Source organism: Bifidobacterium sp. W8103 (assembly GCF_016100775.1).
In the GTDB taxonomy this organism is placed as follows: Bacteria; Actinomycetota; Actinomycetes; order Actinomycetales; family Bifidobacteriaceae; genus Bombiscardovia; species Bombiscardovia choladohabitans.
The window spans coordinates 53,098-74,524 of the sequence record NZ_JACFRV010000002.1; the positions used below are offsets into that span (position 1 = coordinate 53,098).

At 65.0% G+C, this 21,427-nt stretch carries 17 protein-coding genes and 1 tRNA gene; 14 read left to right on the forward strand and 4 right to left on the reverse strand.

From position 1 onward, the window contains the following. Positions 1–22 precede the first annotated feature (22 nt). From H3U90_RS06970 to H3U90_RS07030, 13 genes are all read left to right on the forward strand, one after another. A complete protein-coding gene (locus H3U90_RS06970) occupies positions 23–655 on the forward strand; it encodes an NAD(P)H-dependent oxidoreductase (RefSeq protein WP_198177671.1) in 633 nt (210 codons plus the stop codon). Beyond that, the gene (locus H3U90_RS06975; protein WP_198177672.1) at positions 652–1,815 is read left to right on the forward strand and encodes a glycosyltransferase family 4 protein; all 1,164 of its coding nucleotides are present in this window, start codon (positions 652–654) and stop codon (positions 1,813–1,815) included. Before H3U90_RS06970 ends, H3U90_RS06975 begins: the two co-directional genes overlap by 4 nt. Before the next feature lie 9 nt (positions 1,816–1,824). Then, positions 1,825–5,025, forward strand: a complete 3,201-nt coding sequence (locus tag H3U90_RS06980; protein WP_198177673.1) for a UPF0182 family membrane protein — start codon at positions 1,825–1,827, stop codon at positions 5,023–5,025. After that, a complete protein-coding gene (locus H3U90_RS06985) occupies positions 5,022–5,552 on the forward strand; it encodes a GNAT family N-acetyltransferase (protein ID WP_198177674.1) in 531 nt (176 codons plus the stop codon). The genes H3U90_RS06980 and H3U90_RS06985 overlap by 4 nt, the downstream gene beginning before the upstream one ends. Before the next feature lie 40 nt (positions 5,553–5,592). Further along, entirely contained in the window at positions 5,593–6,192 is a 600-nt protein-coding gene (gene pth, locus H3U90_RS06990) for an aminoacyl-tRNA hydrolase (protein WP_198177675.1), read from the forward strand. Further along, complete coding sequence (mfd, locus tag H3U90_RS06995; RefSeq protein WP_198177676.1) at positions 6,182–9,784, forward strand: transcription-repair coupling factor; 3,603 nt, start codon at positions 6,182–6,184, stop codon at positions 9,782–9,784. The genes pth and mfd overlap by 11 nt, the downstream gene beginning before the upstream one ends. Before the next feature lie 43 nt (positions 9,785–9,827). Beyond that, the gene (eno, locus tag H3U90_RS07000) at positions 9,828–11,123 is read left to right on the forward strand and encodes a phosphopyruvate hydratase (RefSeq protein ID WP_024627326.1); all 1,296 of its coding nucleotides are present in this window, start codon (positions 9,828–9,830) and stop codon (positions 11,121–11,123) included. Positions 11,124–11,218: 95 nt separating this feature from the next. Next, positions 11,219–11,803: an FtsB family cell division protein gene (locus tag H3U90_RS07005; RefSeq protein ID WP_198177677.1), complete on the forward strand. Its 585-nt coding sequence runs from the start codon at positions 11,219–11,221 to the stop codon at positions 11,801–11,803. A gap of 184 nt (positions 11,804–11,987) precedes the next feature. After that, entirely contained in the window at positions 11,988–12,596 is a 609-nt protein-coding gene (locus H3U90_RS07010; protein WP_232340695.1) for a DUF501 domain-containing protein, read from the forward strand. An 11-nt stretch (positions 12,597–12,607) separates the two neighbouring features. Next, on the forward strand, positions 12,608–13,609 hold the full coding sequence (locus H3U90_RS07015) for a Ppx/GppA phosphatase family protein (RefSeq protein WP_198177679.1): 1,002 nt from the start codon (positions 12,608–12,610) through the stop codon (positions 13,607–13,609). A gap of 24 nt (positions 13,610–13,633) precedes the next feature. After that, a tRNA-Leu gene (locus tag H3U90_RS07020) sits at positions 13,634–13,719 on the forward strand. Between the two features lie 90 nt (positions 13,720–13,809). Further along, a complete protein-coding gene (locus H3U90_RS07025; RefSeq protein ID WP_024627330.1) occupies positions 13,810–14,217 on the forward strand; it encodes an FKBP-type peptidyl-prolyl cis-trans isomerase in 408 nt (135 codons plus the stop codon). A gap of 105 nt (positions 14,218–14,322) precedes the next feature. After that, positions 14,323–14,802, forward strand: a complete 480-nt coding sequence (locus H3U90_RS07030) for a GreA/GreB family elongation factor (protein WP_024627331.1) — start codon at positions 14,323–14,325, stop codon at positions 14,800–14,802. 178 nt (positions 14,803–14,980) lie between these two features. Here H3U90_RS07030 and trhA read toward each other — a convergent pair whose 3' ends face one another. After that, positions 14,981–15,901, reverse strand: a complete 921-nt coding sequence (gene trhA, locus H3U90_RS07035) for a PAQR family membrane homeostasis protein TrhA (RefSeq protein ID WP_198177680.1) — start codon at positions 15,899–15,901, stop codon at positions 14,981–14,983. Positions 15,902–16,069: 168 nt separating this feature from the next. On the opposite strand from trhA, the gene H3U90_RS07040 reads away from it, so the two are divergent. Further along, a complete protein-coding gene (locus H3U90_RS07040) occupies positions 16,070–17,557 on the forward strand; it encodes a sensor histidine kinase (RefSeq protein ID WP_198177681.1) in 1,488 nt (495 codons plus the stop codon). Positions 17,558–17,686: 129 nt separating this feature from the next. Here the strand turns inward: H3U90_RS07040 and H3U90_RS07045 are convergent, their stop codons facing one another. The 3 genes from H3U90_RS07045 to H3U90_RS07055 form a co-directional block, all read right to left on the reverse strand. Beyond that, on the reverse strand, positions 17,687–17,965 hold the full coding sequence (locus H3U90_RS07045) for a WhiB family transcriptional regulator (RefSeq protein WP_015021978.1): 279 nt from the start codon (positions 17,963–17,965) through the stop codon (positions 17,687–17,689). A gap of 77 nt (positions 17,966–18,042) precedes the next feature. Then, complete coding sequence (locus H3U90_RS07050) at positions 18,043–19,998, reverse strand: ATP-binding protein (protein ID WP_198177682.1); 1,956 nt, start codon at positions 19,996–19,998, stop codon at positions 18,043–18,045. A gap of 87 nt (positions 19,999–20,085) precedes the next feature. Beyond that, complete coding sequence (locus tag H3U90_RS07055; RefSeq protein ID WP_232340679.1) at positions 20,086–21,360, reverse strand: LCP family protein; 1,275 nt, start codon at positions 21,358–21,360, stop codon at positions 20,086–20,088. Between the last annotated feature and the right edge of the window lie 67 nt (positions 21,361–21,427).

Sequence of the window (21,427 nt, forward strand, 5' to 3'; positions counted from 1 at the left end):
GGAATGTAAGGAGCGAATCCCTATGAAGATCGTGGCAGTCACGGCCAACCCCGAACCCAAGAGCCTGACCGATGCGGCGGGCAATGCCCTGCTGGACGGGGCGGCCGAGGGCGGGGCTCGCACCGAGTTGATCGACCTTTGCGCCGAGGGGTTCAATCCCGTCTTCGGCATGGAGGACAGGACCCACTACCTGGGCCAGGGACCCATGCCCGAGGATGCCCAGGCCATGCAGGAGCGCATCAAGGATGCGGACGTGCTGGCCCTGGTCTTCCCCGTCTACTGGTACAGCATGCCGTCCATCATGAAGGGCTTCATCGACCGGGTCATTTGCCGAGGCTTCGCCTACCACGCTGACGGAACCCCGGGGGCCTTGGCCGGGCGCCGGGTGGAGCTGATCATGCTGACCGGCGGAGACAAGGAATGGTACCAGTCCAGCGGCATCGGAGAGGCCTTGGACAACCAGCTGCGCAGGCAGACCTTCCTCAAGTACTGCCAGGCCGCCCAGGTGGAGACCATTTATGTGGACAAGCTGGACTCGGGCAACGACGAGCAGCAGGCGAGGGAGGCCGCCGACCGGCACCTGGTGGCCTTGGCCTTGAAGGGTCGTCAGCTGGCTGCAGGGACCGAGCCCGGAGCAGGCCAGGACGCTCAGTGACGCTCAACATCGGGTTCGTCTTCGATGACACCCTGGATGTGTTTGACGGGGTTCAGCAGCACATTCTGACCCTGGGACGGGAGCTGGGCAGGCGGGGCCATAGGGTCCAGTACCTGGTCGGGCAGACCGCCCATCCGCCGGTTGACGGGGTTCACACCCTATCCCGTAACGTCATGGTCTCCTTCAACGGCAACAGGATGCGCATACCGCTGCCTGCGCCCAAGGCGCCCATCCGCCGGGTCCTGGAGGCCGGGCACTTCGACCTGCTGCATGTTCAGGCACCCTACAGCCCCTTCCTGGCCGGGCGGGTCATCCGGGCCGCAGATCCGGCAACGGCCCTGGTGGCCACCTACCACATCGCCCCCACGGGAGACCTGCAGCTCTTGGGCGGCCGGTTGCTGGGGATGATCAACCGCAGGACCCACAGGCGCATCGACAGGGTCATCGCGGTCTCGCCTGTGGCGGCCGGCTATGCCCGGCGGACTGCCGGTGTGCCCAGCAGGGTGGTGGCCAATCCCGTGGATGTGGTTGCCCTGCGCCGGGCCCGACAGGCCGCCGGAGACCAGGAGGTGGCGCGTCTGCACGGTCAGGGGCCGCATCTGGTCTTTCTGGGACGGTTCGTGGCCCGCAAAGGGGCTGGGATCCTGCTTTCGGCCCTCCAGGCAGGGGAGCGGGACGGCATTCTGCCTGAGGGCCTGCATGTGACCATGGCCGGCAAGGGCCCGCTGCTGGAGGACTGCCGTCGACAGGCCGCTGTCCTGCACACCCCGGTGGCCTTCCCCGGTTTTGTGGACGAGAAGGACAAGCCCGCCCTGCTGGCCTCCTCCGACCTGACCGTCTTTCCCTCCACCGGGGGCGAGTCCTTCGGCATCGTCCTGCTGGAGGCCATCGCCTCGGGCACGGCTCCTGTGCTGGCCGGGGACAATCCCGGCTACCGGTCCACCCTGATGGGCGATGAGCGGGCTCTGGTGCCCGTCGACTCGCCCAACACCCCCGAACTGCTGGCCCGGCGAGTTGCCCAGGCTCTGGGGGACCCCTCCTGGAGGCGGAACGTGCGCCATGACCAGATTGCGCTCCTGGACCGCTACGACGTGACCACCGTGGCCGATCAGGTGGAGGAGGTCTACCGGCAAGCCATTCAAGACCGCCGTCTCATGTAGGCTAGGTACATGTCATTCTTTGATTTCTTCGGTTCCATGTTCGACCCTGAGGGCGGTCCAGGAGGACCAGGCCGGCGTCGCAATGAAGACGACCCGGTCATCCTGCACGTGCAAACCGATGGGGAGGGTCCCGGCCAGGGGGGCGGCGGCACACCCCGTTTTCGCTTCCCCGGACCAGGTGACCCCCGGCTGACTTCCCGCAGAAAGGGCAATGACGGGCCTTCGCGGGGTTCGCGGATCCTGGCCGTGGTTGTGGCAGTCGTCCTGGTCGTCTTCCTGCTCCTGTTCGCGCTCAGCCGCTTCATCACTGATGTCATGTGGTTCTCGCAGCTGGGGGCGGCGCAGATTGTCTGGACCCAGCTGGGCATCAAGGTGGGACTTTGGCTGGCCTATGCCCTGCTGCTGGCTGCGGTGACCCTGCTCTCGGCCATCCTGGCCATTCGCAGCCGTCCCGATTCGCCTGACGGGTCCACCATTAGGGTCAAGGGCGATCTGATTGAGGTAGGCAAGGGAGTCTCCTCACGCACGGCGCTCAAGGTGGCCGTGGTGGTCTCCCTGGTCGTCGGCGTCTTCTTCGGCTTCCAGTTCAACGCGGACTGGAAGCAGGTGCTCCTGCTCTTCAACGCCCAGTCCTTCGGGGTGCGCGACCCCCAGTTCGGCCTGGACAACGGCTTCTATGTCTTCATCCTGCCCGGCCTGCAGCTGCTGGTCTCCTCCCTGCTGATGATGCTGCTGGCGGCCACGGTCTTCAGCCTGGTCACCAACTTCCTCATGGGCGGCATTCGGCTGACCATGCCCGTGCATGGACGCGGCATTCTTGAGATGACCCGTCCCGCCCGTCGTCAGGTGGCCGTCTGGCTGGTCCTGTTCATGCTGGTCTGGGCCGGTGACACGGCCCTGGGCGTCTTCGGCAGGCTGACCGAGGAGGGTGATCGGATCACCGGCGCCTCTTACACCTCGGTCAAGGCGGCCATCCCCGTGACCCTGATCATGGCTGTGGTCTTGGCCCTGCTGGGTATCATCCTGGCCGTCTGGATTCTGCGCTCGCGCACTCTGGAACCCGGCCGTATCCATGCAGGCTCCCTGGGTTCGGCCGTCAAGCAGTGGCGGGTGCCTGTACTGGCTGTGGCCGTCACCGTTGTCCTGTCCCTGCTGCTGACCGTCTTCTGGCCGGCACTGGTCCAGCGTTTCCGGGTCAACCCGAACGCACAGGAGATGGAGTCCGCCTACATCCAGCGCAACATCGCCGCGACCACCAAGGCCTATGGTCTGGACAAGCTCAAGACCGAGGCCTATGACGCCACCACCGAGGTCCAGTCGGGCGCCCTCTCCCGTGATGCGGAGACCACCGCCCAGATTCGTCTGCTGGATCCCCAGGTGGTTTCCCCCACCTTCCGCCAGCTGCAGCAGTCCAAGCAGTACTACACCTTCGAGGACACCCTGGCCGTCGACAAGTACGACATCGACGGAGTCAGCCAGGACACGGTCATCGGCGCTCGCGAGCTGGACCTGGAGGGCAACGACAACCGCAACTGGGTCAACGACCACACGGTCTTCACCCACGGCTACGGCATCGTGGCCGCCTACGGCAACAAGGTCACCCCGGACGGGCAGCCCGAGTTCTTCGAGCAGGACATCCCCACCAAGGGCAAGCTGACCGACAGCCAGCACTACGAGCCGCGAATCTACTTCTCGCCCAACGCGCCCGAGTATTCCATCGTCGGCGCGCCACAGGGCTCGTCGGGCTGGGAGTTCGACTACCCCACCGGCTCCAAGGGAGCCACCAACACCTTCAAGGGCAACGGCGGTCCCTCGGTGGGCAACTTCCTGGCCCGGGTCCTCTACGCCATCCGCTTTGGATCCGACCAGATCCTCTTCTCGGACCGCGTCACCCCCGATTCGCAGATCCTCTACAACCGCTCACCCAAGGAGCGTGTGGCCCAGATCGCCCCCTATCTGACCCTGGACGGGCGCGTCTACCCGGCTGTGGTTGACGGACGTGTCAAGTGGATCGTCGACGGCTACACCACCTCAGACGCCTACCCCTACTCCCAGAAGGTGGACCTGGGTCCCATCACCCAGGACACGACCACCCTGAGCTCGGAGGCCGTCAAGGGCCTGGGCTCCCAGAAGGCCAACTACATCCGCAACTCCGTCAAGGCTACGGTCGATGCCTACGACGGCTCGGTGGACCTGTATGCCTGGGATGCAAAGGATCCGGTGCTCAAGGCCTGGCAGAAGGTCTTCCCCGGCCAGTTCAAGCCGCTCTCGTCCATCTCGGGCGACCTGATGAGCCACATGCGCTACCCGGAGAGCCTGTTCAAGGTGCAGCGCCAGCTCCTGTCCCAGTACCACGTCAACTCGGCCAGCCAGTTCTTCTCCGGCGAGGACTTCTGGCAGACCCCTGTGGATCCGACCGGGACCAGCAAGGAGCAGAAGGCCGGGATCAAGCAACCTCCCTACTATCTGACCCTGCAGACCCCGGGGACCGACAAGCCCGCCTTCTCGCTGACCTCCACATTCATCCCCGCCGGCACCTCCACCAGGGAGATCCTGACCGGGTTCCTGTCCGTGGATTCCGACGCCGGGTCGACCAAGGGGGTGATAGGCCCGGACTACGGGACCATCCGGCTGATGGAGCTACCCAAGAATTCCAATGTGCCTGGCCCTGGGCAGGCGCAGAACAACTTCAACTCGGATGCTGCGGTCTCCACCGAGCTCAACCTGCTCCAGTCCGGGTCAACCAAGGTCAAACGAGGCAACCTGCTGACCCTGCCCATAGGCGGCGGACTGATCTACATCCAGCCGGTCTACGTGCAGTCCAGCGGCGCCACCAGCTTCCCCCTGCTCAAGCGGGTTTTGGTGGCCTTCGGAGACAAGGTCTCCTCCTCGGCGACGCTGGATGCGGCCCTCGACAAGACCTTCCAGGGCAACTCGGGCGCATCGGCAGGTGATGCCGACAACACCGGGCGTACCAATGCCGATAAGGCCCCTGATTCCGATAAGGCCCTGGATAAGACCGCCGGGTCCAGCGGGGCGTCGGCGACAGGAGGGCAGGCCCTGAAACAGGCCCTGGACAAGGCCAACCAGGCCATGAGCGACGGCGATGCCGCCCTGAAGAAGGGCGACTTCAGCGCTTACGGCGAGGCGCAGAACCGCCTGCGTGAAGCCCTCAAGGAGGCCTCCGACCAGGAGGGCGGCAACAAGTGAGCGCCACCCCGCGCATCCGGCTCTGCCGTCGCGGGGACCTGGAGGCGGTCACCGCCATCTACAACCAGGCGGTCATGGACGGTGGTTCCACAGCGGATACGGCCCCGGTCAGCCTGGACCAGCGCCTGCAGTGGTGGCTGGGCCACGAGCCGGACCAGGGCCATCCGGTCCTGGTCCTGGAGCAGGAGGGCAAGGTGCTGGCCTTCGGCTCCCTGTCGGCCTACTACGACCGGCCCGGCTACCAGGAGACCTGCGAGCTGGGCTACTACGTGGACCGCGACAGCCGTGGGCGGGGCCTGGGGGCCCTGATGGTCCATTCCCTGCTGGAGCGCGCCCAGCAAGTGGGCATGCGTCTGGCCGTGGCCATCATCTTCGATGACAATTCGGCCTCCAAGGCCCTGCTGCACAGGTTCGGTTTCAGCCGCTTCGGTCTTCTTCCCCAGGCCGCCTGGGACCGGTTCGCCCTGCATGATGTCTCCTACTGGAGCCTGTCCCTTGAGCGAAACGGGGTCGGGGAGCCTGTGTAGAATCTCACCGTCCCGTTTGAGAGCAGGAGGTATCACCTACATGGCATCCGATTTCTGGCTGATAGCCGGACTGGGCAACCCGGGTGACGAGTATGAGGGCACCAGGCACAACATGGGCTTCATGTGCGCCGATCTGCTGGCCGAACGATGGTCGGTCAACCTGCGCGACCACAAGGGTCTGGCCCAACTGGGTCGTGGCACCCTGGATCTTGACGGACGGCGCATACCTTTCTTCCTGGCCAAGCCGCTGACCTTCATGAACGACTCCGGCGACGCCCTGGCCTCCATCTGCTCCTACTACCACATACCGGTTGGCCGGGTCGTGGTCATCCATGACGACATGGACCTGGAGTTCGGCCGAATCAAGGTCAAGGCCGGTGGGTCCTCGGGCGGGCACAACGGCATCCGTTCCATCGACCGCTCTTTGGGCAGCAACGCATACGCCCGGGTTCGCATGGGCGTGGGACATGCCCGGAGAGGCCCGGAGGCCCACCGCCGCACTGTGGACTGGGTCCTGGGCACCTTTGTCGGCGATCAGCGCAAACGTCTGCCCGAGTTTCTGGCCGACGGCGCGGATGCCGCAGAAATCGTCGTTACCAAGGGCCTCAGCCAGGCTCAGGAGCAGTTCAATGGTCGATGAGGATACCCAGAAGTCGGAGCCCAAGGAATCGTTGAACGGGTCCCTGCGTCCTCTGTTGGACGACCTGCAGGCGGATGCTGCCTTCAAGAGGTTGGTCCAAGGGGACTCCGAACCTGCGGCTGACACCGACACCTCCCTTATGGTCCAGGCTCCCCAGGGCATCAGGCCGGCCCTGGCAGCCGCAGCAGCCGGACGTGCCCCGGTTGTCCTGGTGGTCCCCTCCGAGCGTGACGCCCAGGAAATGACCGGCGCCATCCGCTCCTGGTATGAGGGCGACCCGGCGGATGTGGCCCTGTTGCGCTCCTGGGAGACCCTGCCTCACGAGCGGCTCTCGCCCCGGGCAGACACCGTGGCCTCCCGGATGGCCGTCTTCAGGCGGCTGGCCCATCCGGTCCAGGACGATCCCGACTTCGGACCCATCCGCATCCTGGTCATGCCCGTGCGCTCCCTGCTGCAGCCGGTGGTCAAGGGTCTGCAGGATGTGGAGCCCCTGGTCTTTCTGCGCGGCCAGGATCTGCCCCTGGACCAGGCGGTCGAAGCTCTGGTCCGCAACGCCTACACTCGGGTGGACCTGGTCATGGAGCGCGGCCAGTTCGCCGTTCGAGGCGGCATCCTGGATGTCTTCGTCCCCACCATGGCCCACCCGGTGCGCATCGAGTTCTTCGGCGACGAGGTGGACACCATCCGCAGCTTCCACGCCTCCGACCAGCGCACCTACGGCAACGACCTGGACCGGATCTGGGCACCGCCATGCCGCGAGCTGCAGCTGACCGACCAGGTCCGCGCCCGTGCCCGCTCCCTGATCGGGAGCATCCCCAACGCCGACGACATGCTGGAGTCCATCGCCCAGGCCATTCCGGTGGAGGGCATGGAGTCCCTCCTGCCGGCCCTGGTCGACGACCTGGTGCCGGTGGGGTCCATGCTGCCCGAGGGTGCTCTGATTCTGCTATCTGAGCCGCAGCTTCTGGCCCGCTCCGCCCAGGACCTGGTCAAGACGGCCAACGAGTTCCTGGCCGCCAGCTGGCATGTGGCAGCCTCCGGGCAGGGCTCGGGCGCGCCCATCAGCTTCGACAGGGCCAGCTTCCTGGAATATGACGAGGTCATCTCATCCCTGGAGTACCGCAAGGGGGAGGTCTGGAAGCTGACCGACCTGTCGGTGGACCCGGACCGGGAGGGGGCCGAGCGTCTGGATGCCCTGGCTCCGGACCAGTACCGCGGCGACGAGGATCGGGCCGCTTCGGGCATCGCCTCCCTGCTGGAGCGCGGCGACCGGGTTGTGGTGACCGCTCCGGCCCAGGGGACGCTCAGCCGTCTGCGCCGGGCCGTACAGACCACTGGCGTTGTCGGGGTGGAGTACCACCGCTCCCTGGCCGTGGACGGCTTCGTGGACCAGTCCGCCCATCTGGCCCTGCTGACCGAACGTGACCTGACCGGCCGTACCAGCGTGGCCGCCGGAAGCAAGACCTCCAACCGTCGGCGCAAGGCCATCGACCTGGACGAGCTCAAGCCCGGCGACTACGTGGTCCACGACCAGCACGGCATCGGCCGCTTCCTGGGCATGCGTCAGCGCAGCGTGGGCGTGGGCCCCAGCAAGGGCAGCCGGGAGTATTTGGTCCTGGAGTACGCCCCCTCCAAGCGCAATGCCCCACCGGACAAGCTCTTCGTGCCCGCTGACCAGCTGGACCAGGTCAGCCGCTACATCGGCGCCGAGATCCCCAGGCTCAACAAGCTGGGCGGATCCGACTGGTCGGCCACCAAGGCCAAGGCCCGTAAGCACGTCCACAAGATCGCCCAGGGCCTGGTCAAGCTCTACTCGGCCCGGCAGCGCACCAAGGGCTTCGCCTTCAGTCCAGACACCCCCTGGCAGAAGGAGCTGGAGGACGCCTTCCCCTACCAGGAGACCCCCGACCAGCTGACCGCCATCGACGAAGTCAAGGCCGACATGGAGAAGCCGGTGCCCATGGACCGGCTGATCTGCGGGGATGTGGGCTTCGGCAAGACCGAAATAGCCATCCGTGCCGCCTTCAAGGCCGTCCAGGACGGCAAACAGGTGGTGGTCCTGGTGCCCACGACCCTGCTGGTCCAGCAGCACTACCAGACCTTCACCGAGCGCTTCGAGGGCTTCCCTGTGGACGTGGCCGCCATGAGCCGCTTCCAGACCGCCAAGGAGAACCAGGCCACCATGGAGGGCCTGGCCAGCGGGGCCGTGGACGTGGTCATCGGCACCCACAAGCTGCTCAACCCGCGCATCCGCTTCAAGGATCTGGGCCTGATGATCGTGGACGAGGAGCAGCGCTTCGGCGTGGAGGCCAAGGAGACCCTCAAGGCCCTGCGGACCAACGTGGACGTCCTGTCCCTGTCGGCCACGCCCATTCCCCGCACCCTGGAGATGGCGGTGACCGGCATCCGGGAGATGTCCACCCTGGCCACGCCCCCCGAGGACCGTCTGCCTGTCCTGACCTATGTGGGCGCCTACGAGGATGCCCAGGTGACGGCGGCCATTCGCCGCGAGCTCCTACGCGGGGGGCAAATCTTCTACATCCACAACCGGGTGGAGGACATCGGCAAGGTCTCGGCCAAGGTCCAGACCCTGGTCCCCGAGGCCAAGGTGGGCGTGGCCCACGGCAAGATGGGGGAGAAGCAGCTGGACGGGGTCATCCGCGACTTCTGGCACCGGGACATCGATGTGCTGGTCTGCACGACCATCGTCGAGACCGGACTGGATATCCCCAACGCCAACACGCTGATCGTGGACCGGGCCGACCGCTTCGGGCTCTCCCAGCTCCACCAGCTGCGCGGTCGGGTGGGACGTGGCCGGGAGCGTGCCTACGCCTACTTCCTCTACGACCCCAGCAAGCCCATGACCCAGACCGCCCACGACAGGCTGGCCACCATCGCCCAGAACACGGCCCTGGGTTCCGGCTACGACGTGGCCATGAAGGACCTGGAGCTGCGCGGCACCGGCAACCTGCTGGGCGACGAGCAGTCCGGACACATCGAGGGGGTAGGCTTCGACCTCTACGTGCGCATGGTCTCCGAAGCGGTGGAAGAGTACAAGGAGCCCGGGCGGACCGAGCCGGTCACCGTCAGCATCGACCTGCCCCTGGAGGCCTCCATTCCGGTGGACTACATCGACTCGGACAAGCTGCGCCTGGAGGCCTACCGCAAGCTGGCCTCGGCCCGCAACGAGCAGGACCTGCGCGACCTGCACGAGGAGCTGACCGACCGCTACGGACGTCCGCCGGCCCAGTTCGACACCCTCTTCGCGGTGGCCAGGCTCCGGGCCAAGGCTCGCTCCCTGGGCATTGCGGAGATCGCCTCCCAGGGCTCCAGGGTGCGGATCAGGCCCGTTGCCATGCCCGACTCCCTGCAGGCCAGGATCGCACGCATCTACAAGGGCAGCCAGTACCGCCCGGTGACGCAGACCCTGCTGATCCCGGCGCCCTTCGCGGGCTCCTTGGGATCGGGACCCATGGATTCGGCGGCCATGACCGCCTGGGTGGACACCCTGCTGGACGACCTGGCCTGGGGGCTGCCCAAGTCCTCGGACGATGGCACGCCAGCGGGTCCCGCGCCCGTCCAACAAAACTAGTATCCTGTAAGAGACATCACAACAACTTATTGAAGGAGCAGTTGTGGCAGCAATTGAAAGCGTGTTCGCGCGCGAAATTCTTGATTCCCGTGGCAACCCGACCGTCGAGGTCGTTCTGCAGACCGAGGACGGCGCCGAGGGGCGTGGTCTGGTTCCCTCCGGTGCCTCCACCGGCGAGGCCGAGGCCTGGGAACGTAGGGATGGCGACAAGAAGCGCTATCAGGGCAAGGGTGTGCTGGACGCCGTCAAGGCGGTCAATGAGACCATCGCTCCCAATGTCATCGGCATGGACGCCACCGATCAGCGCGCCCTGGACGAGACCATGATTGACCTGGACGGAACCCCCAACAAGGGCAAGCTGGGCGCCAACGCCATCCTGGGCGTCTCCCTGGCTGCGCTCTATGCGGCTGCCGAGTCCGCCGAACTGCCTCTCTACCGTTACCTGGGCGGCACCAACGGCCACATCCTGCCTGTGCCCAACATGAACATCATGAACGGCGGCGCCCATGCTGACTTCGCCACCGACATCCAGGAGTACATGATCTCCCCCTATGGCTTCGACTCCTACCGGGAGGCCCTGCGCGCCGGCGTCGAGGTCTACCACACCCTCAAGGGCATCCTCAAGAAGGACGGCCACGAGACCGGCCTGGGCGACGAGGGCGGCTTTGCCCCCAAGATGAAGTCCAACGAGGACTCCCTGAAGTACATCGTCGATGCCATTGAAGCCGCCGGTTACGAGCCCGGCAAGCAGATCGGCCTGTGCCTGGACGTGGCCTCCTCGGAGTTCTACAACAAGGACACCGACAAGTACCACTTCGACGGTGAGGACCGCGACGCCGACTACATGCTGGACTACTACCAGGGTCTGGTCGAGCGCTATCCGCTGGTCTCCATCGAGGATCCCTTCGCTGAGGAGGACTGGGGTGCCTGGCAGAAGATCACCGCCGCCATGGGCGACCGCCTGCAGTTCGTGGGCGACGATCTGCTGGTGACCAACCCCAAGAGGCTGCAGAAGGGCATCGACCTGAAGGCCGCCAACTCCCTGCTGGTCAAGCTCAACCAGATCGGCACCGTCACCGAGACCCTGGACGCCATCGAGCTGGCCACCGCCAACGGATTCACCTCCATGGTTTCCCACCGTTCCGGCGAGACCTCCGACACCACCATCGCCGACCTGGCTGTGGCCAAGAACACCCGCCAGATCAAGACCGGTGCCCCGGCCCGTGGCGAGCGCATCGCCAAGTACAACCGTCTGCTGGAGATCGAGGAGGAGCTGGGCTCCACCGCCGAGTACGCCGGCTACAGCGCCTTCAAGGCCTGCAAGAAGTACACCAAGTAAGGTCCTGCCGGTCGGGTCGGAGCCTCTGCAGGTTTTGACCCGACCGTGAAGTCTTTCACCCGTGGCGGTCCGCGTCGGCTGCCGCGGGTATTTTTATGGGTATGGCCAAGAACAAACGTGACGGCGCCGACCGGCGGACAAGCAGGCGGTCGTCGGGACCCATCACCTTCTTTGTGGCGGTCATCGTCGTGGCCCTGGGGCTGATCCAGCTGGTCTCCACCTTCCACGCCTACGCCATCAATCTTTCCGAGCTCAACGGCCTGCGCAACCAGCAGGCCCAGCTTGTAGAGCACAAGCGTGAACTGGAGAACCAGATCCGCCGCTGGGACGACAAGGCCTATGTGACCGCCCAGGCCCGGGACCGTCTGGGATTCGTCTTCCCCGACGAGGAGGCCATCCGGGTCCTGCATCCGGAGGCGGTCACGGGCGGCAAGGACAAGGACCAGGCCGGGAGCAAGGGGGTTCGGGCCCCCAGGAGGAACTCCCTGCCCTGGTATCAGGAGATGGCCTACTCCTTCGCCAAGGCCGACCAGGACCCGGTGGGCAATAGGAGCAAGGGGAGCGCGGGTCAGCAACCTGGTGACGGAGCCAGTCCGAGCGGATCTGCTGGTCCAGCTGGTTCCAACAGTCCAGGTGGCTCTGACAGTCCCTCTCCATCCAAGGGTGGGGAAGCGCAGTGAACTCCGAAGGTTCGGATTCCGTTGCGTCAACAGTCAATGAACCCATCAGCGGCAAACAATTAGGAAAGACGAGGAAAGCGTGATCAAGGCCCAGGGAAGGCCCCAGGCAGCGGTGGAACCTCAAGCCGGCGACAAGGCCCGGGTCGAGCCACAGGTTGGGCAGGACAAGGTCGAAATTTCCGGCCTGGTTGCTGACCGGGATCTGGCCGCGGTAAGAGAAAGAGTCCAGGAGCTTCTGGCGACTCCGGCCACACCGGAGCAGATAGCCGTCGTGAACCGGCAGCTTGGCCGCTATCCGCGGGGCATGGTGGCCGTCGGCGCCCGCTGTGTCTGTGGCAACCCCCTGGCTGTGGTCACCCGGCCCCAGCTGGAGGATGGCACGCCCTTTCCGACCACCTGCTATCTGACCAGCCCCGAGGCCGTCAAGGCCGTCTCACGACTTGAGGCCGACGGCATCATGGCCGACTGGAACACCGAATTGGGTTCGGATGCGAACCTGGCCAGCGCCTACCGCAGGGCCCACGAGCTCTATCTGGCCTTCCGCTCTGTCCTGGCCCAGCGGCTGGGCGACGACGAGGGGCACATCACGGGAATCTCGGCCGGGGGCATGCCCAAGCGGGTCAAGTGTCTGCACGCTCTGACCGCCCAGTCCCTGGTTATGGGCCCTGGGATCAATCCACTGGGTGACCGGGTTCTGGGTCTGGTGCGTCAGGTGTTCGATCCGCAGGTCTGCAGGTGCGCCCAGCCCCGGACTGAGGCATCCCGGCAAGAGGATCGACAAGAGAAGCAATGAAGGGGGTTTCCATGGATCAGGTGACAGTGGCTGGCGTGGACTGCGGCACCAACTCCATACGTCTGCTGATGGCCCGGGTTGACCGGCAGGGGCTCCACCCGGTGGCTCCCAGGCTGATGCGGGTCATCCGGCTGGGGGAGGGTGTGGATCGCAACCACCGCTTCTCCGACCAGGCCCTTGAGCGCGCCTTTGAGGCCTGTCGGCTCTTCGCCCAGCAACTGCAGGAGCATCCTGTGGATGGCCTGCGCTTTGTGGCCACTTCGGCCACCAGGGATGCCGACAATCGGGAAAGTTTTGAAGAGGGGGTGCGCTCCATCCTGGGGGTCACGCCCAAGGTGATCAGCGGCTCCCAGGAGGCCTCGCTGAGTTTTCTGGGCGCGGTCAGCGTGCTGGAGCAGCGGGGCAGCGCCGACATGCCGCCTGCACCATACCTGGTGGTCGACCTGGGTGGCGGATCCACCGAACTGGTCCTGGGCGGGGACGGAAAGAATCTGCCCGTGGATCAGGTCAGGGCCTCCTACTCCATGAACATCGGCTCCGTTCGGATGACCGAGCGCCATCTGCTGGATGATCCGCCCACTCAGGAAGAGATTGACCAGGCCCTCGGGGATGTTGACGACTGGATTGACCGGGCCTTCGACCAGGTTCCTGTAGCCGGGGTGGGCAGCTTGATCGGGGTCTCCGGCACGGTCACCACCATGAGCGCCCTGGCCCTGGGATGCCAGGTCTACGATCGCCATGCCGTCGATGGGCGGTCCATTTCCGTTGATGCGGCCCGCCGGGTTGACGACCAGGTGCTGACCATGAGCCGTCAGGAGCGTCGGAAGCTCAAGACCATCCATCCCGGACGTGTGGATGTGATCGGCGGGGGTGCCCTGATCTGGAGCCGTCTGCTGGAGCGACTGGGTCAGGCCAGCCCGAGCGCGCTGGCTTCGGGTACCTATGTGGCCAGCGAGCACGGCCTCCTGGATGGCCTGGTCCTGGACTACGGCAGGACCCTCCTGCGCGAATGATATACTAAGGCGTTATGGGTTACGGCCCCGGTGGCGAAATGGTATACGCATCGGACTTAAAATCCGCCGCCTTCACCGGCTTGTGGGTTCGATTCCCACCCGGGGCACCAAGGCCTCATCGGCTTGGAGGGCAGTGTCGCGACTTGTCACCCGGCCGACGAACCGATACTCTGGTACGCAAGAAAACCAAAGGAGTTGTCATGAGTGACCAATCCATGCCCGAGGTGAACGCCGAATTCGGCGCCACGCCGACCATAACCTTCCATGGTCCGGCACCCAGCGGGCTGCGCGCCGTGGAGCTGGTCGAGGGGGACGGTCCGGTCGTCCGCAAGGGCGATACCGTCACCGTCAACTATCACGGTGTCGTCTGGGGTTCGGATCAGGTCTTCGACTCCAGCTTCCAGCGTCATCAGCCGGCCAGCTTCGGCATTGGCGTGGGGCAGGTCATTCGCGGCTGGGACCAGACGGTGCCCGGTCACAACGTGGGGTCCAGGTTGGTGGTCTCCATTCCGCCGGAGTATGGCTATGGTCGTCAGGGGATGCCCCAGGCGGGCATCGGCGGCGACGATACCCTGGTTTTCGTGATCGACATCATATCGACACGGTAGACAAGGGTCTCCAGGCGCCGGTGAGGGCCGGCGCCTTTTTCATACCCTTGACTTTGCAGTTCAGGTCGGGCCACGAGACAAGTGCATCAAACAAGGAGGAATCACATGGCTGAGGAAAAGACGATTCTGCTGACACAGGCCGCTTACGACAAGCTGAAGGAGGAGCTTGACCACCGTCAGGGCGAGTACCGCGACGAGATCACCGAACGCATCGCGGCGGCTCGGGCCGAGGGCGATCTGAGCGAGAACGGCGGTTATCAGGCTGCCCGCGAGGAGCAGGGCAAGAACGAAGGGCGGATCAACGAGCTGATCGTCAAGCTGCGCAACGCCAAGATCCTCAAGGCCCCCAAGGCGGGCACGGTGGGCAATGGCTCCCTGGTGACCCTGACCATGGCCGGCAACGAAATGGTCTATGTACTGGGCTCCAGGGATCTGACCGTGGCCACCGACTACGACGTCATCAGCCCCGAGTCGCCCATCGGCGCGGCCCTGATGGGTGCCAAGAAGGGTCAGACCGTGACCTACAAGGCTCCCAATGGCAAGGACATCTCGGTCACCGTCAAGGATGCCCAGCCCCTCAAGTAGCGGGACGACCCCTCACCGTCCCAGCCCTGCCTGAATGAAGCCGCTCCCCGCCCTGGTCGACGGAGGGCGGCTTCGTCCATGAATGACCACTCTATGAATGACTGTTTGCTTCTTGGGATAGGCCGCCGATCTCAGTTGGGTGGCGTCTGATGAAAAGACCGTCAGGCTGCCAATCTGCTCAGCGTAGGTTGCAGACCACCAGGTAGATGGCCACGATGTGGCAGGCGTAGCCGATGACCGTGCCGCAGTGGAAGATCTCGTGGAAGCCGAATACCCGGGGCCAGGGGTCCGGCCGGCGCAGACCGTAGACAATCGCCCCCAGGATATAAGCCAGGCCGCCGGCCACAATCAGCCAAACCACGGGCGGACCGGCCATGGGGGAGTCCCAGAAGAGCTTCAGGAAGCCTACACCCGAAACCCCGAAGACAACGTAGACCAGGGTGTAGAGCCAGCGGGGAGCATCGATCCAGAAGACGTGGACGATCATGGCCACCAGGCTGGCCCCCCACATGCCCAGGATGATGATCCGCCGCCAGAAGGGGTCCAGCGCGAAGGAGATCGGCGTGTAGGTGCCGGCGATGAGCAGAAAGATGTTGACGTGGTCCAGGCGGCGCAGCACGTCCGTGGTCCCCGGGGTCCAGTCGCCCAGATGGTAGAGGGCGGAGTTGCCGAAGAGGGCCAGCGAGGCGACCATGAAGACCGCACAGGCCAGCTTGAGCCCAGTGCCGTGGGCCAGGCAGATCAGGACAATGCCGGCGGCCAGGGCCAGGGGGGCGGCCACGGCGTGGATCCAGCCGCGCAGTAGTGGCTTGGGGCGTCCGTGCACGTCCAGACGGACCTTGCGCTCGATTTCCATGTCGGGGATGCCCTCGATCCGCGAAGCCTTGATCTCCGCCTTGGTCATGATCCGTGCAGCCTTGGCCTTGGCCTTGGCGCGCACAGCGTCGGCCCTGGCCTGCAGATGGGCCTCGTGGGCCACCTCCGCGTCCCGGCGCAGGTAGGTCAGCTCCTGGCGGCGCTGCTGGCGGCGGCGTTCGAGATCGGGATCGATCTCCTGATTCTCGGGCGATCCGCCGTTCTCGCTGGTCCTGGTTGCCATGGCCCTCCCTTGGCCCCTTGGCTGGTCCGGGCCTGTCGGGTCCGGTCGCCGGGGCGAAACATCCGTGAACCACCCTACCCCAGACCTATGTATTGGGCGCGCATGTCATCATCGCCCTTGGCATGACCCGCCTGTCTGCTTCCGAGGGCCCTTTGTATGATGGAGTGCATGGCTGATTTTTCCGAGATTCTGGCATCCTGTGACGACTGCAATGAGGAGGACCGCGAGTGGCTCCACCACCTGGTGGCCGACTGGCAGGTCATCGCCGATCTAAGTTTTGCCGATTTGCTGCTCCTGCTGCGCACGGGTGAGGGGGAGTTCACCGTGGCCGAGCAGTGCCGGCCCTCTACGGTCATGTCCCTGCGCACCGAGGATGTGGTGGGGGAGCACTTCCCGGCGGATCAGCGTGAGGAGCTGGAAGCAGCCATGCGGTCCAAGGGTGTGCTGCGGTCCAACAAGCTGCGCACCATCGGCCGCGCCACGGTCTGCGATGTCTACGCTCCCATCCGCCACCAGGGCAAAACCCTGGGCCTGGTGGTCCGCGAGACCAACATGGCCACCCGCGAGTCCAACGGTCGCTACGAGAGCGAGAGCATCAACGCGGGCAAGGAACTCTTCGAGATGATCACCCGCGGCGAGTTCCCCTATGCGGATTCGGTGCTCAACCAGCGGCACAACGCCAGGGTGGCCGACGGCTTCTTTGTGCTGACGGCAAGCGGCGTGGTGCGTTATGCTTCGCCCAACGCCATTAGCTGCTTCCGCAGGCTTGGCTCGGTGGAGACCATGATCGGCCAGTATCTGAGCGAGATCGGCACCTCCCTGCTCAAGGAGAACGATCCGGTGCCCGACTCCCTGCCGCTGGTCCTGTCGGGCAAGGCGGCTGTGGACTCGGAGCTGGACGCCAACGGGTCGGCCGTCTCCATGCGCTCCCTGCCCCTGTACGGCAAGCAGGGAAGGACGGGCGCCATCGTGCTCTGCCGGGACGTGACCGAGCTGCGCCGCCGGGAGAAGGAGTTACAGACCAAGGATGCCACCATCTCCGAGATTCACCACCGGGTCAAGAACAACCTCCAGGCCGTGTCGGCCCTGCTGCGGCTGCAGGCCAGGCGGACCAAGTCCGACGAGGTCCGCAAGGAGCTCGAGGAGGCCCAGCGCCGCGTCCAGACCATCGCCGTGGTTCACGAGGGCCTCAGTCAGACCGCCGACGAGATTGTGGACTTCGACAAGGTGATCGCCAACCTGCTGAAGATGAGCGTGGACCTGGCCACCACCAGCGACCAGCACATCACCATCTCCTACGTGGGCAAGTTCGGGATGATGCCCGCCCAGGATGCCACGCCCCTGTCCCTGGTGCTGACCGAGCTGGTCAACAATGCGGTCGAGCACGGCTTTGAGGGCCGTGACGAGGGGCATATCACCATATCGGTAGGCCGGGGCGGCAACAACCTCAATGTCGTGGTCGAGGATGACGGCAACGGCTACAGCACGGAGTCGGATCAGGGCCAGGCTCGCTCCACCGGGTCCGGACTGGGCACGCAGATCATCAACACCTTCGTCACCAACGACTTCGGCGGCACGGTCAAGTGGGAGCCCCGTCGGGATGGCGGCACCCGGGTGGTCATCAACATCAAGCTGCGCGTGGCCCAGGACGTGTGATACCGGGCATCTTGCAACCCGTACACCTTACAGTCCGGACTCCTTTTGCGAGGGGTGCTTTTCAGAAAAAGAAGGGGGGCAATGGCATCGAGCCATCGCCCCCCTGCTGTTTGGCGCAATCGAGAAGATTCAGGACTGCATCTGCATGGCCTGGGACCTGCGCGCACGCATGGCCCGGCGCTTCAGAGCCCTGCGTTCGTCCTCGCTCAGTCCGCCCCAGACGCCGTAATCCTGATTGGTGTCCAAGGCGCACTTCAGACAGGCGTCGATGACCTTGCAGGTCCGGCACACGGCCTTGGCCTCCTCGATCTGCTGATAGGCTGCACCTGTGTTGCCGACGGGGAAGAACAGCTCAGGATCCTTGTCACGGCAAGCAGCCTTAGCGCGCCAATCAAACGCATTACTCATCTACCTAAGCCTCCAAGAAGTTTTTATCGGTGCTTTATCACTACCCTATGCAAGATAAGCACGATGAGTGACTTTTTTCAAGGGTCCGATTGTTTTACGGCTAAAGAGAACACCTGTAGCGGAATGGCGAGACCTGCCTCCAGGACCAGACACCGTCCGGGAATGGCGCTGGCTCGGGAGGATAGGTTGGCCAGCTGATCGGCGGGGATGCCAGCTGCCAGGTCGGCCCCTCTTTCGCCACAGGGGAACACCAGACGACGGCTGAAACGCTCAGGTCTGCGCAGGGCACCGGCCGTCTCCACGGCCAGAACCACGGTGGTTCCCTCCTGCCCCAGAGCCTCCTGCAGAAGAGGGGCCAGAGGATCCCGGCAGAGCGGATCCAGCAGGTCCTGTGCATCGTCAAGGATCCAGACCAGCCTTCGGCTGCCATTGTGGCGACCCTTAGGCGGTTCCGGTAGCGGGCCTGGGAAATCCCTACTGCTGTAGCCGTGGCCTGTCCGGCGGGTGATACGCAGATCGAAACTGGGTCCTGGTCGGGCTCCCGGCTGCATCAGGGGGATCAGGGAACGAGCCAGCAGGGCCAGCAGGGTGCTCTTACCACGGCCAGGCGGTCCGATCAGGGCCGTATGACCTTTGAGTGGTAGGCGATAGAGGTGGAGCAGGACCCCGTCATCGGAGCGTCCCAGGGGTATCAAGGGCCGTCCCGACTGCCAGAGGATATTTCCGCAGGCCGGATCATGCTCTGGCAGGGGAGGGGAGAAGAGCGGCGCTGGCGGACGGCAGCCGCAGAAGCGGCTGGCTTTGATGACCTGTTCCACCAGGGCCTGCGGATCGACCGCAGGGCAGGTGCGGAAGGCTTGTGGGCCCCGACCATGCTCCAGAAAGCCCAGACCAGGACAGGCGGGGTCGATTGCCGTGGCGCAGGAGGAGCCCAGCAATTCCCTGGACTGCAGGGGATCCCGCACCCGTAGACAGATACCCAGGTTCATGTTGGCCCGCATCTGGGCACTGACCTGTCCCATGGTCTGCTGGGTGCAGGCCACCAGGTTCATGCCCAGGGACCGGCCCTGGGAAGCCAGTGAGGTCAGCCTGTCCAGATAGTCGGGCAGGAGTTGGCGCAGGGCCTGGAATTCGTCGATGACCACCACCAGGCGCGCCGGAGGGTCGGCCATCAGGGCCGTGTCCTCCACTCCAGCTTTGGCCACCAGGCGCTGACGTCGCTCCAACTCCCGCTGAAGGCCGTTCAGCGCCCGCACCGCTCGGTCCAGATCCAGATTGGTCACGCAGCCCACGGTGTGCGGCAGTCGGGCCAACAGGCCGAATCCGGCACCGCCCTTGAAGTCCAGCAGAACCAGATTGAGCCGGTCCGGCGGCTGGCTGGCGGCCAGGGCCAGGCACCAGGTCTGCAGAAAGACCGATTTGCCTGATCCGGTGGTGCCCGCCACCAGGGCGTGGGGTCCGTCACGGGGCAGGTCGATGACCAGCGGGCGGTGATCGGGGCGGATGCCGATGACTGCCGGCGCTGTAGGACCAGATGCGGCAAGCCAGGCATGGACGATGCCCTGCCAAAGCAGGCCATGTGTTCCCGGAGCCCCTGATGCCAACAGTCGGGTCTCTAGTTCAGGGCCTGGGTCGGAGACCAGTTGAGCCAGGTCTTGCCGGGTCTGGTCCTCTCTGGTTCTCAACGGTGATGCACGATCCGATGCTGGGCTGTATGCCAATTGCGCGCGAGCGGGGGAAGCGGGGGATGGCCGACGGTGCGCTCGCAGCAGGCTCAAAAGCACCATGGCCAGGGTACCGGTCAGGCTGGGCAACAGGAGGAGAAGCAGCATCCAGCGGCCGTGGCCGACCACGTACCAGATCATGCCCGCCTGGGCCAGGGCCGGAGCCGTCTGGGCAACCACGGTCAGAATGACCTGGGCTCTGCCCTTGTTGGCATAGCGTGGATGGTCATACTCAGCATCGTTTGCAGACCCGTGGCCGACCGCCGCCGATGAAGGGCGTGCAGATGCTAACGAATGGACCTTGGTCATACTTCCAGCATGAAAGGTCCGGTGCCTGAATGCCAGGGCGAACCTGGCATGTGGTCGAACGTGGACGGTGCCTGCCAGGTGGTGCTGTCAGTTGCCGCCGACGGTGCCCGGGTCGTGACTGCCCTGAACCAGCTGGTCGAACAGCTCGGTGTTGCGGGCCTGATCCAGCAGGACGGTGGAGCCGACTCGCCTGTTGGGGAAGTAGTTGGGGTTGGTCCAATACAGGCTTCCGGTGACGCCCTTTGGGCCGCTGGCGCTGCGGAAGGCCAGGACCATGCGCACCAGGTCTATGGCGTTGGCCCGCTCATCCACCACCAGGGAATCCAGACCTGCAGAAAGGACCTTGCCGGCCGTGACGGGATTGAGCAGGACCGAAGGCTGCAGGGCCTTGGAGGTGATTGCTGAGATGGCCTGACGCTGCCGTTCGGCCCGCCCGAAGTCACCCTTGGGATCCGAGTAGCGCATGCGGGTGAAGGCCAGGGTCATGCCGCCATCGGCCTGATGGCAGCCCTTGGACCAGACCATGCCTGATCTGGCGTCGTTGACATCGGCGTCATAGCAGAGTTTGACGCCACCCATGGCATCGACCACCTTGCTGAGGCCTCCGAAGCGGATCAGGGCCACATGGTCGACCTTATGGCCGGTGATGTCCTCAATTTGGCTGGTCAGGGACCGATAGCCCGAGGTGTAGGCCACGGCGTTGATCTTCATGTATCTCCCGTCCTCTTTGACCAGGGAGTCACGGGGGACGGAAATCAGGGAAGCGGCCCCGTGCCGGGGCTTGGTCAGCACCAGGATGGTGTCGGTCCGGAAACCGGTGATGCTGGTATCCTGGCCGGCCCCCGGGGAGCCGTCACGCTGGTCCGACCCCAGCAGCAGCCAGGTGGTGGCTCCAGAGCCCGGGGCGTCCGTCAGCATTTGCTCGCGGTTGAGTCTGGCGTTGATCCAGAACCATCCGCCGCCTGCTAGTACGACCAGAGCCAAGAGGATGATCAGCAGCAGTATGCCTATGAACCTGCGCACTGGATGCTTATGGGCCAGGGCGGTACCGGAACGCAAGCCCCGATTGCCTCGACCACCGCCGTTACCCCAGCCGTTCCCACTGGGAGCAGGCTGGGCCGCTGGTCTGGGCGTGGTCCGCGAGGAGCCGCTGGTGCGTCTGGCTGTTCGGGTCCTGCCGACTTGCTTCGGCTGAGTTGCGCCTCTTGAGGAAGGCGAGAAGCTTGGAAGCTCCTGCTGTCTGCGGCTGTGCCTGGACGAGGCGGCGGGAGCGCTGGCAGCACTTTCGGGACGACGATGCCTGGAGGGCATGAAGCTTGGTGGCTCCTGCTCTTGTCCGCCTTGGTCTGAACCAGTCCGCATGCCTTCAACCTCCATAGCTTTGGCCGACTAGGCAAGCAATAGCATGTCTGAACGACCCGAGAGAGTC

What these genes read in the sequence shown, in the direction of transcription:
- H3U90_RS06970 (WP_198177671.1), top strand. Translation starts at nt 23, where the DNA reads ATGAAGATCGTGGCAGTCACGGCCAACCCCGAACCCAAGAGCCTGACC.
- H3U90_RS06980 (WP_198177673.1), top strand. Translation starts at nt 1,825, where the DNA reads ATGTCATTCTTTGATTTCTTCGGTTCCATGTTCGACCCTGAGGGCGGT.
- pth (WP_198177675.1), top strand. Translation starts at nt 5,593, where the DNA reads ATGGCATCCGATTTCTGGCTGATAGCCGGACTGGGCAACCCGGGTGAC.
- mfd (WP_198177676.1), top strand. Translation starts at nt 6,182, where the DNA reads ATGGTCGATGAGGATACCCAGAAGTCGGAGCCCAAGGAATCGTTGAAC.
- H3U90_RS07005 (WP_198177677.1), top strand. Translation starts at nt 11,219, where the DNA reads ATGGGTATGGCCAAGAACAAACGTGACGGCGCCGACCGGCGGACAAGC.
- H3U90_RS07015 (WP_198177679.1), top strand. Translation starts at nt 12,608, where the DNA reads ATGGATCAGGTGACAGTGGCTGGCGTGGACTGCGGCACCAACTCCATA.
- H3U90_RS07025 (WP_024627330.1), top strand. Translation starts at nt 13,810, where the DNA reads ATGAGTGACCAATCCATGCCCGAGGTGAACGCCGAATTCGGCGCCACG.
- H3U90_RS07030 (WP_024627331.1), top strand. Translation starts at nt 14,323, where the DNA reads ATGGCTGAGGAAAAGACGATTCTGCTGACACAGGCCGCTTACGACAAG.
- trhA (WP_198177680.1), bottom strand. Translation starts at nt 15,901, where the DNA reads ATGGCAACCAGGACCAGCGAGAACGGCGGATCGCCCGAGAATCAGGAG.
- H3U90_RS07040 (WP_198177681.1), top strand. Translation starts at nt 16,070, where the DNA reads ATGGCTGATTTTTCCGAGATTCTGGCATCCTGTGACGACTGCAATGAG.
- H3U90_RS07045 (WP_015021978.1), bottom strand. Translation starts at nt 17,965, where the DNA reads ATGAGTAATGCGTTTGATTGGCGCGCTAAGGCTGCTTGCCGTGACAAG.
- H3U90_RS07050 (WP_198177682.1), bottom strand. Translation starts at nt 19,998, where the DNA reads ATGACCAAGGTCCATTCGTTAGCATCTGCACGCCCTTCATCGGCGGCG.
- H3U90_RS07055 (WP_232340679.1), bottom strand. Translation starts at nt 21,360, where the DNA reads ATGCGGACTGGTTCAGACCAAGGCGGACAAGAGCAGGAGCCACCAAGC.